The organism is Microbispora sp. CA-135349 (assembly GCF_050947365.1).
Taxonomy (GTDB): domain Bacteria; phylum Actinomycetota; class Actinomycetes; order Streptosporangiales; family Streptosporangiaceae; genus Microbispora.
Genome location: NZ_CP192001.1, coordinates 8,062,349 through 8,074,549, shown reverse-complemented (window position 1 = coordinate 8,074,549; position 12,201 = coordinate 8,062,349). Strand labels below are relative to the sequence as shown.

At 72.2% G+C, this 12,201-nt stretch carries 15 protein-coding genes; 10 read left to right on the top strand and 5 right to left on the bottom strand.

All coding sequences use genetic code 11. The features are described from left to right. Window positions 1–289 precede the first annotated feature (289 nt). The 7 genes from ACQPZZ_RS37170 to ACQPZZ_RS37140 all read left to right on the top strand — a co-directional run bounded on the left by ACQPZZ_RS37170 (window position 290) and on the right by ACQPZZ_RS37140 (window position 4,466). Window positions 290–853 carry a COG4315 family predicted lipoprotein gene (locus ACQPZZ_RS37170; RefSeq protein ID WP_432926841.1) on the top strand — a complete coding sequence of 188 codons (564 nt, stop codon included), beginning with the start codon at window positions 290–292 and terminating at the stop codon, window positions 851–853. Between the two features lie 206 nt (window positions 854–1,059). Continuing rightward, window positions 1,060–1,521: a GAF domain-containing protein gene (locus tag ACQPZZ_RS37165; RefSeq protein ID WP_363642514.1), complete on the top strand. Its 462-nt coding sequence runs from the start codon at window positions 1,060–1,062 to the stop codon at window positions 1,519–1,521. Between the two features lie 66 nt (window positions 1,522–1,587). After that, entirely contained in the window at window positions 1,588–2,316 is a 729-nt protein-coding gene (locus ACQPZZ_RS37160; protein WP_363642516.1) for a GAF and ANTAR domain-containing protein, read from the top strand. After that, window positions 2,288–2,653, top strand: a complete 366-nt coding sequence (locus ACQPZZ_RS37155; RefSeq protein WP_432926838.1) for an STAS domain-containing protein — start codon at window positions 2,288–2,290, stop codon at window positions 2,651–2,653. The genes ACQPZZ_RS37160 and ACQPZZ_RS37155 overlap by 29 nt, the downstream gene beginning before the upstream one ends. A 21-nt stretch (window positions 2,654–2,674) precedes the next feature. Then, entirely contained in the window at window positions 2,675–3,727 is a 1,053-nt protein-coding gene (locus ACQPZZ_RS37150) for a quinone-dependent dihydroorotate dehydrogenase (protein WP_432926837.1), read from the top strand. Window positions 3,728–3,756: 29 nt separating this feature from the next. Further along, the gene (locus ACQPZZ_RS37145) at window positions 3,757–3,954 is read left to right on the top strand and encodes a heavy-metal-associated domain-containing protein (RefSeq protein WP_432926835.1); all 198 of its coding nucleotides are present in this window, start codon (window positions 3,757–3,759) and stop codon (window positions 3,952–3,954) included. A 119-nt stretch (window positions 3,955–4,073) separates the two neighbouring features. Beyond that, a complete protein-coding gene (locus ACQPZZ_RS37140; protein WP_432926833.1) occupies window positions 4,074–4,466 on the top strand; it encodes a hypothetical protein in 393 nt (130 codons plus the stop codon). Here ACQPZZ_RS37140 and ACQPZZ_RS37135 read toward each other — a convergent pair. After that, complete coding sequence (locus ACQPZZ_RS37135; RefSeq protein WP_432926831.1) at window positions 4,432–5,295, bottom strand: pentapeptide repeat-containing protein; 864 nt, start codon at window positions 5,293–5,295, stop codon at window positions 4,432–4,434. The genes ACQPZZ_RS37140 and ACQPZZ_RS37135 overlap by 35 nt on opposite strands. A 132-nt stretch (window positions 5,296–5,427) precedes the next feature. Here ACQPZZ_RS37135 and ACQPZZ_RS37130 point away from each other — a divergent pair, with 132 nt between their 5' ends. Then, entirely contained in the window at window positions 5,428–5,898 is a 471-nt protein-coding gene (locus ACQPZZ_RS37130; RefSeq protein WP_363642524.1) for a hypothetical protein, read from the top strand. A gap of 134 nt (window positions 5,899–6,032) precedes the next feature. After that, window positions 6,033–7,142 carry a DUF4037 domain-containing protein gene (locus ACQPZZ_RS37125; protein ID WP_432926828.1) on the top strand — a complete coding sequence of 370 codons (1,110 nt, stop codon included), beginning with the start codon at window positions 6,033–6,035 and terminating at the stop codon, window positions 7,140–7,142. Here ACQPZZ_RS37125 and ACQPZZ_RS37120 read toward each other — a convergent pair. From ACQPZZ_RS37120 to ACQPZZ_RS37105, 4 genes are all read right to left on the bottom strand, one after another. Continuing rightward, a complete protein-coding gene (locus ACQPZZ_RS37120; protein WP_432926826.1) occupies window positions 7,113–8,753 on the bottom strand; it encodes a beta-N-acetylhexosaminidase in 1,641 nt (546 codons plus the stop codon). The genes ACQPZZ_RS37125 and ACQPZZ_RS37120 overlap by 30 nt on opposite strands. A 53-nt stretch (window positions 8,754–8,806) precedes the next feature. Further along, the gene (locus ACQPZZ_RS37115) at window positions 8,807–9,682 is read right to left on the bottom strand and encodes an N-acetylmuramoyl-L-alanine amidase (RefSeq protein WP_432926824.1); all 876 of its coding nucleotides are present in this window, start codon (window positions 9,680–9,682) and stop codon (window positions 8,807–8,809) included. A 66-nt stretch (window positions 9,683–9,748) separates the two neighbouring features. Then, complete coding sequence (locus tag ACQPZZ_RS37110; protein ID WP_432926822.1) at window positions 9,749–10,009, bottom strand: hypothetical protein; 261 nt, start codon at window positions 10,007–10,009, stop codon at window positions 9,749–9,751. 115 nt (window positions 10,010–10,124) lie between these two features. Continuing rightward, window positions 10,125–11,228: a LacI family DNA-binding transcriptional regulator gene (locus ACQPZZ_RS37105; protein ID WP_363642531.1), complete on the bottom strand. Its 1,104-nt coding sequence runs from the start codon at window positions 11,226–11,228 to the stop codon at window positions 10,125–10,127. Window positions 11,229–11,449: 221 nt separating this feature from the next. Between ACQPZZ_RS37105 and ACQPZZ_RS37100 the strand changes: the two genes are divergently transcribed. Beyond that, entirely contained in the window at window positions 11,450–12,130 is a 681-nt protein-coding gene (locus ACQPZZ_RS37100; RefSeq protein ID WP_432926820.1) for a TetR/AcrR family transcriptional regulator, read from the top strand. The last annotated feature ends 71 nt before the right edge of the window (window positions 12,131–12,201 follow it).

The following is a 12,201-nucleotide window of genomic DNA, read 5'->3' as shown; positions in this document are numbered from 1 at the left end:
GCGTCGCAGCCTCAGCATCGCACCGCACGCTCCGGGGAACTCGGCACCTCCCCGCGATCGGCCCGCGTGTCGGCGCGCACCGCTGTGCCCGTACGGCTTGCTTCGATTGCCCCGGATTCGCCGGTTCATCCGCATCAGGCGGTGATTGGCGCGAGGGCGGCGAGAGGTCCTTGAGGCGGAACCCACGAAACGGCAAAGCCCTTTCCCGGATCTTCGCGTCCTGACGGCGGGGCCACCGTCGCCGCGTGTCTCCTGGGAGCCGACTCGCTCACTTCCCAGGAGGCCGAACATGAGGAAACTGCTGTATGCCGGCGCGGTCGCGATCAGCCTGCTGGCCGCCGGATGCGGCGGTGCCGGCGACGAGGACGCCAGCCGCGTCGCCAACGACCAGCTCAACGAGTCGCAGACGCCCGAGCCCTCCGAGCACCCCTCGGAGACCACGCCGTCCGCCACCGGATCGCCGACCTCCCCCGTCCAGGCGTCCCCCACGGGGCCCGCGCGCATCGGCGCCGCGCCCACCTCGCTCGGCAGCGTGCTGACCGGCGTGGACGGCCGCACCGTGTACCTGTTCACCAAGGACAAGGGCGGCGCGTCCGCCTGCACCCAGGCGTGCGCGGCCGCGTGGCCGCCGGTGCTCTCGGCCGGCGCGCCCCAGGCCGGCACGGGCGTGCACGCGAACCTGCTCGGCACGATCCGGCGGGAGGACGGCGGCACGCAGGTGACCTACAACAAGCACCCGCTCTACTACTACGTGAAGGACCAGAAGGCCGGGGACGTGCTCGGCCAGGACCTGAAGGACTTCGGCGGCGAGTGGTACGCCGTCACCCCCGAGGGCAAGAAGGCCAAGCGCTGACGCCCGAGGCGAACCTGTCCGCCCTCCCGTACGGCCCGCGCCGGGCCGTTCGGGAGGGCGGATTCGTCATGTCCTCCCCAACCCGGTCCGTCAACCCTGGGGATCGCCTGGCTAGGACTGCGCGAAGCCCACTAGGCTTAGGGGCACTCCGCCCTGTGTCCGCGGCCGCTTGATCGTTTGAAAGTGGGCTCGCGATGGCATCGGACGTGTCGTATGTTCTCGAGAACGTCCTCACCGGCATGGCCGACCTGTTCGGGGCCGACGGCGCCGCGTTGATGCTGCTCGACGGCCAGGACCGCCTCCGTGCGGTCGGGGCCACCGACGACGACGGCGTACTGCTGGAGTCCGCCCAGGAGTCCGTGGGCGACGGTCCCGCCATCGAGAGCGCCGCCAGCGGCGGCCTCGTCGCGATCCACGATCTGCACGCCGCGAGCCCCATGGGCTTTCCGCACGTGGCCGTCCACGCCCCGCCGGTGCGGGCCGTCCTTTCCGTACCGCTCGTCGAGGACCGCGAACTCATCGGCGTCCTCGACTTCTACGCCCGCGACGGGCGGGTCTGGGACCGCGCGGAGGCGCAGGCCGGTTCCCGCCTCGGCGAGCTGATGGTCATCGTTCTGCGGGTCCTGGCAGAGATCAGGACTGATCGAGCCCCATTCGGGCAGTTGTGATGGCCGAATCGGCACCTCTCCCACAGGCCACGGCGGTGCGAGGTGAGGTTCACGAGAGGATACGGAATGACCCATATCGATCCTGAGGCTCTAGTCGCCAGCCTGAGACGTCTGCAGAAGGACAGGGCGGCGACCGGGATCGTGCACCACCTTGAGCGCATCGTCCAAGTGGTCGACCGGCTTTTCGGATACTCCGGCGCCGGTCTGATGTTCGCGGAGGAGGACCGTACGCTCCGCTACCTCTTCGCCACCGACGAGCGCGGCCGCAGCCTCGAGCGTGCTCAGGCGGTGACGGGCCAGGGCCCGTGCGTGGCGGCGTACGTGGGCGACACCGCGGTGACGACGGTCGACGTGCGGGCCGACCGGCGGTGGCCCGCCCTGCGTGAACTGCTGCACCCCGAGGTGCGCGGGGTGGCGGGTGTGCCGATCCGGCTCGGCGGCGTGCCCGTGGGCACCCTCAACGTCTACCAGGACGCGCCGCACGAGTGGCAGGAGTCCGACACCCAGGCCCTCCACGCGTACGCCCACGTGATCGAGCAGGTCCTCGTGGCGTCGATGGAGGCGGATGAGAAGGCGGTGCTGGCCGACCAGCTGCAGTACGCCCTGGACTACCGGGTCGTGATCGAGCGGGCCATCGGCTATCTCATGGGCAAGCACGATCTGACGGCCTCGCAGGCGTTCACCGGGCTGCGCAAGCAGGCCAGGGACAGCAGACGGAAGGTATCGGAGCTCGCGGCGGAGCTGCTGGGCGAGCAGGGCCCGAGGAATGTTGCGAATCCAGACCACGTCGGCTGAGACCGGCATCCGGTTGGCGGTGAACGGCGACCTCGACGTGTCGGGGGCGCCGGAGTTCCGTGCCTGCCTGCGGCAGGTGCTGGGGACCTACGGGCCCGGCCACGTCGAGGTCGACCTGGCCGGGGTCGGCTTCCTCGACTGCGCGGGCGCGCGGAGTCTCCTGTGGGCCGACGCGCGCGTACGGGAGTGGGGCGGCGCGGTGACCTTCGCCCAGCCCGTTCCGCAGGTGGTGCGGCTGCTGCGGCTGCTGGGCTTCGACGCCGTGCTGTCGATCCGTACGACGTCGCACGTGCCGCTGCCCGAGCCGACGGCCGAGGCCCGCCCACGGCCGAACTGACCGGCCGATAGTCTTGCCGTGATGTATCGACTCGTGTTCACGCAGGTCCTGAGCCGCCTCGACGCGGAGACCGTCCACCACGTCACGATCAGGCTGCTCCGCCTGCTCGGGATGTTCCCGCCCCTCGTGCGGCTGCTGCACCGGCTGCTCGCGCCGAGGGCGGAGTCGCTGCGCGTCCAGGCGTTCGGCGTCCACTTCGCCTCGCCGTTCGGGCTCGCCGCCGGGTTCGACAAGGACGCCGGGTGCGCCGAGCCGCTCTCGGCACTCGGATTCGGCTACGTCGAGGTCGGCACGATCACCGCGCACGCCCAGCCGGGCAACCCCCGGCCCCGGCTGTTCCGCCTGCCCGAGAGCCGGGCGATCATCAACCGGATGGGCTTCAACAACGCCGGGGCGGCGGCCGCGGCGAAGCGGCTGCGCAGGGTGCGGCACATCCCGGCCGTGGTCGGCGTCAACATCGGCAAGACCAAGATCGTGCCCGAGTCCGAGGCCGCCCGCGACTACGTGGACAGCGCCCGCAGGCTCGCGCCGCTCGCCGACTATCTCGTGGTCAACGTGAGCTCGCCCAACACGCCGGGCCTGCGCGACCTGCAGGCCGTGGACCGCCTGCGGCCGCTGCTGTCGGCGGTCAAGGAGGCGTCCGGGCGGACCCCGCTGCTCGTGAAGATCGCGCCGGACCTGGCGGACGAGGACGTGGACGCCGTGGCCGAGCTCGCCACCGACCTCGGGCTGGCGGGCGTCATCGCGACCAATACCACGATCAGCCGCGAGGGTGTCGCGAGCACCGAGGCGGGCGGCCTGTCCGGACAGCCGCTCAAGGCCCGCTCGCTGGAGGTGCTGCGGCGCCTGCGCCAGAAGGCCGGCGACCGGCTCACGCTCGTCTCCGTCGGCGGCGTGGAGGACGTCGACGACGTCTGGGAGCGGCTGCTGGCCGGCGCCACCCTCGTGCAGGGCTACACCGGCCTGATCTACGAGGGCCCCCTGTGGCCGTCCCGGATCAACCGCCAGCTTGCCCGCCGGCTGCGGCGGCACGGCTACCGCTCGGTCGGCGAGATCGTCGGCCGCACCGCATGAGTTCCCTTCTCCCGGATATGGAGAGCTCCATGAGCGTCAAGACCTACACCGTGCAGGGCATGACCTGCGGCCACTGCGTGAGCTCGGTGAAGGAGGAGGTCGGCGAGGTCCCCGGCGTCACCGGCGTCGAGGTCGACCTCGGCAGCGGCCGCCTCGACGTCTCCGGCGACGTCGCCGACGACGCCGTGCGCAAGGCCGTCGAGGAAGCCGGCTACACGCTCGTCTGAGCCTCGGTCACGCCCATCGGCCACGCCCATCGGGCACGCCGAGACCGCTCGCGGCGGCCGCCCCGGCAGCCCCGCTCGGTGTCTCCCACCCCCCTGCTCCGGCGTTAAGGTGATCGGCCATGGGCGTCCTGGCCGACTACTTCACCGCGGATTGCGACTCGTCAGCCCGGCGTGCCCTGTCCGGCGGGCCGGGGGCGGCGGGCCTGCCGTACGTCGACTGCACGGGATGGCTCGACGAGCTCGACACGCTGGTCGCCGAGCTCGGCGGACGCGACCTCAGCGAGCTCGGCGCCACCGAGACGGTCGTCACGGACGGCGAGGCGGCGGGCGTGGAGCGCATGGCGTCCGGCGCCGTCGAGGCGCTCGCCGCGGTGGACGACGCGCGGTTGCGTGAGTACGCCGAGGAGGAGCTCCTCGACGAGTTCGAGGTCGAGCGTGTGACGGCCCTGCGGGACCTGGCCCGCACCGCCGTACGGCTCAACCAGGGCATGTATCTCTGGATGTGTCCCTGAACGCCTCGAACAGCTCCTCGCGGAGGGCTGGTGGGAGCCTGCGGCCCATGTCCGGCGGGCTCACCACCGCGTGGTCGTCGTTGCGCTCCACGGCTCTGCCGGCGAGGAGCTTCAGGCTGAAGTGGGCCTCCTCCCGGTGCCTCTCGTCCGGCCAGGACTCCACGAGCGGCAGCACCGCCCGCACCCGCGCGCTCACGCGGTCGAGGAGCGCGTAGCCGGGCGGGCCGGGCCAGCGCTGCGCGTGCAGGTCGATGTGCCTGAAGGCGACGTGGTCCAGCTCGGCGGCGGTGAAGTCGTTGCCGGTGAACGCGTTGCGCTCCCTGCCCAGCGCGGTCTCGTCCCGCGGCGGACGGCCCCAGAAGTTGATCTCGCGGAGCCGCCCGGAGAAGACGCAGTCGACGAACTCGGCCTCCGTCGTGAACGTCTGCTGCCGCAGCCGTGCCCGGTCGAACACACACCTCTCGAACCGGACGTTGCCGAAGAAGGTGCGTGGCGCGAAGCGCGTACGCCGGAACACGCAGTCGCGGAAGACCGACTGCGGCCAGCTGACGCGGTCCCACGTCCCTTCGGCGGCGGTGGCGCCCAGCGACAGATACTCGAAGGCCGCGCCGGAGAAGTCGCATCCCTCGAACTCGCCGGCATGAGAGCTGAAGTCGGCGAACCGCGTTCCGGAGAAGTCGGCGTTCACCAGCCGTGCGCGGTCGAAGATCACGCTCTGCGCTCCCGCCGGCAGCTCGAACCTCCGGTCGCGCAGCTCGCCGCGGGCGATCCAGGCTCGCCGCCACTCCTCCGTGCTCGGCCGGAGGCTGAACCGCTCGGACGCGCTCACACCGGCCGCCCGCCGCGATTTTCCCTCCGGGAGAGGCAAATCGTGATCATGTCTGTCGCAGATACGAGATCATGCATGGGCATAGCCTGGCGGCCCGCCCCGACAAAACTGCTAAGCGAGCACCCCCCACGCATGAGCGCCATCTACGACCAGGCCGACGGCGAGCGGATCGCCGTGGCCGACAGCGGTGATTCCGTGAGCATCATCAACCGCTCCGGGAGGATCGTCGTCGCCAAGAAGGACGTCCGCAGGCTCGCCGAGCGCGTCCTCGCCGCGGCGGGGCGCGTGGCCGTCGTCCTGTTCCCGCCGGCCCTGCGGAAGGAGTCCCTGTCGGTCGCCGGCCCGTCCGGCCGGTGGAAGGTCCGCGTCTCACCGAGGAACGGCGCCCGCGTCCTCGTCGAGACCGACCCGCAGGGCCTGGGCCCGGCCGAGGCCTACGAGTTCGCCGCCGCCGTCGCGGTGGCCGCGCGCCACATCGGCGACGCCGCGCAGGCCGACCTGCTCCTGACGACGAGAATCCGCGAGGTCATCGACGCCCACCAGGGCCTGGACACCGAGAAGATCGCCGCTGCCATCGTCGCCGAGGTCCTCGACGGCGCGTGACACCCCGCCCGTCACTGCCCGTCACTGCCCGTCACTGCCCGCCGCGTCTCCACCGGCGTCCGTGAGCCTTTCCGGGCACGCGGCGGCGGAAAGCCGGTTGCCCCGCGCGACGGAGCCTGCGGAGGATGTCCGTCATGGGAGACGGGCATGTGCGCGGGCTGGAGCTGTCACGGCGGTTCTACCTGGAGGCGGTCGCACCGCTGCTGGCTCGGCGCTTCGGCGGCCTCGCACACACGGCGGCCCTCGTCGGCCGGGGTTCGGAGGTGCTCGGATACGACACCGAGCGGTCCACCGACCACGACTGGGGCCCACGGCTGCAGCTGTTCCTGACCGCGGAGGACATCGCCGTCCACGGCGAGGCCGTGGACGCCGCGCTCGCCGGGAGCCTGCCGCCGAGCTTCCTCGGCTATCCCACGAGCTTCGGCCCGCCCGGGGACGACGGCACCCGGCGCATGGAGACGGCGGACGGGCCGATCCGGCACGGTGTGGTGGTGGCCGGCCTGACCGCGTGGCTCACCGGGCACCTCGGGTTCGACCCGGCCGCGGACATCGGCCTGGCCGACTGGCTGGCGACACCCACCCAGACGCTCGCGGAGATCACGGCGGGGGAGGTCTTCCACGACGGCCTGGGCCTGCTCCTGCCCGTCCGGCGGCGTCTCGCCTGGTATCCCGGCGACGTCTGGCGCCACGTCCTGGCCTGTCAGTGGCGGCGGATCGCCCAGGAGGAGGCGTTCGTCGGCCGGTGCGGCGAGGCCGGCGACGAACTGGGCTCGGCGGTCACCTGCGCCCGCCTCGTGCGGGACCTCATGCGGCTCACCCTGCTCATGCACCGCCGCTATCCGCCGTACGGCAAGTGGCTGGGCAGCGCCTTCGCCACGCTGCCGTGCGGCCCCGGCCTGGGGCCCGTCCTCGCCGCGGCCATGTCGGCGACGGCCTGGCGGGAGCGTGAGCGTCACCTCGCCACCGCGTACGAGGCCGTCGCGGCCCTGCACAACGACCTGGGCCTCACTCCACCCGTCGACCCGGGCACCCGGCCGTACCACGACCGGCCCTATCGAGTGCTGCGCGCCGAGCGCTTCGCCGAGGCGCTGCTTGAGACCATCGCCGATCCGGAGGTGCGGCGGTTGCCGCTGACCGGCGCGGTGGACCAGTACGTCGACAGCACCGACGTGCTGTGCGACCGCGACCGCGTACGGCGCGTCGCCGGCGCGGCGTCACATGCTGGGCCGGGTGGAGTCGGCTGACAGGCTGAGCTCGTGCAGGTGGCGCATCACCTCCTGCACGGTGACGGCGCCCGGGCGGTGACGGCGCCATCCGGTGCCGCCGCGCTGCCAGGGCCGGGGGCCGGACAGCGGGCGATACTCCACGCCGAAGGCGTCCAGCCGCGCCAGGTGCGCGTCGAGGCGGCGGAAGAAGTCGCCGGGCGCGGCCGGGCCGCCGGTCCAGGCGACCTCGGCCGCCGCGCAGCCGCGGGGCCAGGCGCGGTAGTCGAGCGTACGGCCGTCCGGGATGCGCTCGCTCCAGAGCTGGAACTGGACGCCGATCACCCGGGCCCGCTCCTCCTGCGGCCATTCGGACGGCGCGGGTGCGAAGGCCGCCACATCGGCCACGGTGATCGCGTCGCCCAGCCCGGCGGGCTCGTCGGGCGAGGCGGCCTCGGCGTAGTCGAAGTACATCGGGAAGACGGGCGTGGCCACCACGTCGTGTCCCGCCGCCGCGGCCCGGCGGGCGACGTGCTCGCCGCGCCACGGCATGACGACCGTGTCCGGACGCAGCCGGCCGCTGACGAACGCCTCGTCCCACACCACCGCGCGGCTGCCGCGCTCGGCCAGCGCGTCGGCGAGCCGCCGCAGGAACCACGCGTGCAGGTCGCCCGTGCTCTCCAGGCCCAGCGAGGCCTGGTACGCCGAGATCTCGTCCGACGCCGCCCAGTCGTCGAGCACGCACTCGTCGCCCCCGAGGTGGAAGTACGGCACGTCGCCCAGCGCGCCGGAGATCTCGGCGATCACGGTGGTCAGGAAGTCGACGGTCGCCGGAAGCGGAGACAGGATCGCCGACGAGATGCCCCACCGGTCCAGCACCTCGTAGCGCTGCTGCGGCCGGGACGCCAGGGCGGGATAGGCGGCCAGCACGGCGGAGGCGTGCCCCGGCACGTCGATCTCCGGCACGACGACGACGGCCCGTGCCCGGGCGTATGCCGCGATCTCCGCCAGATCGGCGAGCGTGTAGTAGCCGCCGTGAGGGACGCCGTCGAAGGCGAGTTCCTCCCCCTTGCGGCTGGTGATGGTCCGCGGACGGTGCGAGCCCACCTCGTGCAGCAGGGGGAACGCCCTGCTCTCCACCCGCCAGCCCTGGTCGTCGGCCAGGTGGAGGTGCAGCCGGTTCAGCTTGTGCGACGCCATCAGGTCGATCATCCGCAGCACCTCCCGCTTGGGCAGGAAGCTGCGCGCCACGTCGAGGTGTGCCCCGCGCCAGGAGAACCCCGGCGCGTCCTCCACCCGCCCGCAGGGGACCGTCCAGGACGTCCCGGGCGGAAGAGCCGACCGGAACGCCTCGGCCGGCAGGAGCTGCCGCAGCGTCTGCCCGGCGTAGAAGGCGCCCGCGCGGCCTCCGGCCGTGACGCGCACTCCGTCGCCCGCGACCGTCAGCGCGTACGCCTCGGGCCCGAGCCGGGGGTCCTCCTCCACCCGCACGGCCGCCGTGGCGGCGTCGCCGGGCCTCAGGTCGAGCACGGGGAGCGCGAGCCGTACGGCGTCGATGAGCGCCGCCGGGCCCGACACGGCGGCGCCCGGCGCGATCTCGGCGGACCCGGAGCCCGTCTCGGTCAGCCTCGGCAGCGGAAGCAGGTGGTCCATGCCGCCGATGATGCCAACCCCACCGGCGCCCCCGCCATCCTCGGGATGTCCGGTCAGCGGGCGGAGGTGAGGTAGTTCTCCAGGCCGTCGGCCAGCGCCTCGGCCATCCTGGCGCGGAACGCGGGGTCCTTGAACCTGGCGGCGTCCTTGGCGTTGCGCATGTTGCCGCACTCGATGAAGATCTTCGGAACCGTCGACAGGTTGAGCCCGCCGAGGTCGCTGCGGTAGTTCAACGCGTCCTTGCCGATGTAGGTCGAGTACGGCAGGCCGGTGCCGTCGTGAAAGGCGTCCCGCACGTCCTTGCCGAGCCGCGCCGAGTCCTTCACGACCCGGTCGACCGGCCCGCCGATCTTCTTCGGCATGATGATGTGGAACCCGCGGAGGTTGCCCGCCGCGCCGTCGCCGTGAATGGAGATCGCCGCGTCCGCGTGGGCCTTGTTTCCGACGGCGGCCCGCTCGTTGATGCAGGGACCCCACGGGGTGCTGCTCGTCCGGGTGAGCCTGACCTTGGCCCCCTGGGCCTTCAGCAGCTTGGCGAGCTTGTTGGACACGTCCCAGGTGAAGGCCGCCTCGGTGTAGCCGTCGTTCGTCGACGTGCCCGTCGTGTCGCAGGCCTTCTTCTGGTTGGAGATGTCGACCAGCCGGTTGATCTCTTTGGTGTGGCGGAAGTTGCCGCCGTTGTGGCCCGGGTCGATCACCACGGTCTTCCCGGTCAGGGGCAGGGCCTCCGTCTCGGAGGAGGCCGTACGCGTGGTCGGGGCGGTCGCCCCGGAGGCGTCCGCCTGCTCCTGGGTCGCGGCCGGCCGTCCGAGCCGGGGCGAGGCGGCGGGGGCGGAGTCCCCCGTGCCGGAGACCTCAGCGCCGCCGCAGGCGACGGCTCCGACCCCGCACAGGGCCAGGGCTGCGGCGGCGAGTGGTCGTCTGATCACGGTCGAAATCCCCTTCCGGAGGTGTGGTCTTCCCAACCTAACCGGACCGGAGTCGTGATCAGACCGTTATGCCGGAAACCTGGCCGCCCACGCCGGCTCGGGAACCTCCTGCAGGAGAGCGGCCAGCTCACGGGCGTCCTCGGCGTCGAGGCCCAGCACCACGCGGGGCCGTCCCCAGGGGTGGTCGATCGAATGGGCGACGTAGCTCGCCACCGACTCGGCGACGTCCTCGCTGCCGAGCCCACGGCTCTCCCTCCAGTGCGCCCAGGCCCGCTCCAGTTCGCCGGCGGCCCGCTGAGCGCAGGAGACCAACTCAGGATCACGCATGAATCCCCCCGAATCCCGGTCGCCGGCCCGCGGGCAGCCCTTCCGCGACCCGCCGGGGGGCCGGCGCCACGGCTGAAGTCAACACCGGCCGCGAGGGGACACGTCGGTGGTTGACCTAGCTTTGGGCACCACTTGGAGCAGGCCCGGTGCTGCGCCGTACGACGAGCTGCGGGCTCACCTGCCGTAGCCGGGCCGTCTTGCCCGGCTCGGTGATGCGGTCGCTCAGCAGCGCCGCCGCCGAGCGGCCCATGGCCCGCCGGGGCTGGTCCACACTGGTCAGCGAGATGTGGGTGACGGACGCGAGGTGGGTGTTGTCGTATCCGACGACCGACAGGTCCTCGGGCACCCGCAGTCCCAGCTCGCTCGCCGCGGTCAGCACGCCCATGGCCACGATGTCGTTCGCCGCGAAGATCGCCGTCGGCCGGGGCTCGCGCTTCAGCAGCTCCAACGCGGCGCGCCGGCCGCCCTCCTCGCTGAAGTCGCCGTGCTCCACCATGATGTACGGCGCCAGCGCGTGGCGGCGCATGGCCACCAGATAGCCCTCGCAGCGGCAGCGGGCGGCCGACGACGGGGCGCCCTCGATATGGGCGATGCGCCGGTGACCGAGCTCCACGAGGTGGTCGACGGCGAAGCGGGCGCCGAGCTGATCGTCGTCGACGACGATGTCCACGCCCTCGAGTTCGACGTCGCGCTCGCCCACCACCACGGTCGGGGTGTAGGCCGCGGCCTCGGCCAGTGTGTCGCTGGACGGAGCGACCCCGAGCAGGACCAGTCCGTCCACCCGCAGCTCCAGGAAGGCCTCGACGGCCTCGTCCTCGAACGCCGGGTCCCAGCGGCCGCTGCCGATCAGCAGCCGCAGTCCGTCGCCGTGAAGGCTCTCCTGCAGGCCGTCGAGGAACTCCGCGTAGAACGGGTTGTGCAGATCGGCCACGAGCGCGCCCACCAGGTGGGTCCGCCCCTCGACCAGGCTGCGGGCGACCGCGTTCGGGCGGTAGCCGAGCTCCCGGGCGGCCTGGAGGACCGCCTCCCTGCGGTGTTCGCTCACATGCGGGGAACCCCGCAGCACGAGAGACACCAGCGATTTGGAGACTCCTGCCCGTTCGGCCACGTTGCGGATCGTCGGACGGGGCCGTGGGCTGAACCCATCGGACAGTCCGCCGGCGGGGATCTCGACCCCGACGTCTTTCCGGGCAGTGGTCTGCATGGACGGTCCTGACATGGTTCTCCCCACGATGCGTGGACGTGCACCTGACACACCAAACGATCGAGTTGCCCCGAGGGTACGGGTTGATCGCGGTAAGACAGGATCCTTCCTCTAATCGGGCGTTGGGAAGGTTAGCCGGACCATGGGTAGGGCGGCGGAGCCGGGAGGGGATCGCGGGGAGAACCCTTGGTCCGGCCCGTCCCCCTCTTGGGAGGCCGATTCGCTAGGGTGCGGGTGTGGGTGCCACACGCCAAGCGGCAGACGGTGCACGGCCGGCGCGCCGCAGGCTCAGTGTCGACCGGCGGCGGGAAGAGCTCATCGCCGCCGCGCTCGAGCTGTTCAGCAGGCACGACGCCGAGGACGTCACGATCGACGACGTAGCGGCTTCCGCGGGCGCGTCGAGGGCGCTCGTCTACCACTACTTCGGGGGCAAGCAGGAGCTCTATGTGGCGGCCCTGCGCAGTGCGGCGGCCGAGCTGCGGGCGCGGTTACAGCCCCAGGGCGAGGGCGGGCCGCTGGAGCAGCTCAGCTCGGGTCTGACGCGTTACTTCGACTTCGTCGAGGAGCACGCGGCCGGTTTCGCCGCGTTGCTCAGGGGAGGCCCGGCCAACCGTGCCGGGGAGATCGGTGAGATCGTCGACGGGGTGCGGGAGCGCATGCTGCGCATGATCGTGCACCAGATGGGGGTCACCGCGCCCGGTCCGGCGTTACGCGTCACGCTGAGGTCGTGGGTCGCCTCGGTGGAGACGGCCGGCCTCGACTGGCTGGAGCACCGCGACATGACGCGGGCCGAGTTGGAGCGCTTGCTCGTGGACCAGATGGTCGCGCTCCTGCGGGCGGCGAGCGGGCACGATCCCGGAGTGCGGGTGCTGCTGGAGACCCTGCTGCCCGCCACGAACCGTGAGGCCGTTCTCTGACCCCAAGGCGTTCACGTGGGGAGGCGCCGGGCGGGCGGCGCCGACCCCAGATCTCTCCCATGACCCGTAGC

Excerpts from the sequence above, each read along its gene's own strand:
- ACQPZZ_RS37150 (WP_432926837.1), top strand. The coding sequence starts at position 2,675 with ATGTATCGACTCGTGTTCACGCAGGTCCTGAGCCGCCTCGACGCGGAG.
- ACQPZZ_RS37155 (WP_432926838.1), top strand. The coding sequence starts at position 2,288 with ATGTTGCGAATCCAGACCACGTCGGCTGAGACCGGCATCCGGTTGGCG.
- ACQPZZ_RS37125 (WP_432926828.1), top strand. The coding sequence starts at position 6,033 with ATGGGAGACGGGCATGTGCGCGGGCTGGAGCTGTCACGGCGGTTCTAC.
- ACQPZZ_RS37110 (WP_432926822.1), bottom strand. The coding sequence starts at position 10,009 with ATGCGTGATCCTGAGTTGGTCTCCTGCGCTCAGCGGGCCGCCGGCGAA.
- ACQPZZ_RS37140 (WP_432926833.1), top strand. The coding sequence starts at position 4,074 with ATGGGCGTCCTGGCCGACTACTTCACCGCGGATTGCGACTCGTCAGCC.
- ACQPZZ_RS37170 (WP_432926841.1), top strand. The coding sequence starts at position 290 with ATGAGGAAACTGCTGTATGCCGGCGCGGTCGCGATCAGCCTGCTGGCC.
- ACQPZZ_RS37120 (WP_432926826.1), bottom strand. The coding sequence starts at position 8,753 with ATGGACCACCTGCTTCCGCTGCCGAGGCTGACCGAGACGGGCTCCGGG.
- ACQPZZ_RS37105 (WP_363642531.1), bottom strand. The coding sequence starts at position 11,228 with ATGTCAGGACCGTCCATGCAGACCACTGCCCGGAAAGACGTCGGGGTC.
- ACQPZZ_RS37160 (WP_363642516.1), top strand. The coding sequence starts at position 1,588 with ATGACCCATATCGATCCTGAGGCTCTAGTCGCCAGCCTGAGACGTCTG.
- ACQPZZ_RS37145 (WP_432926835.1), top strand. The coding sequence starts at position 3,757 with ATGAGCGTCAAGACCTACACCGTGCAGGGCATGACCTGCGGCCACTGC.
- ACQPZZ_RS37130 (WP_363642524.1), top strand. The coding sequence starts at position 5,428 with ATGAGCGCCATCTACGACCAGGCCGACGGCGAGCGGATCGCCGTGGCC.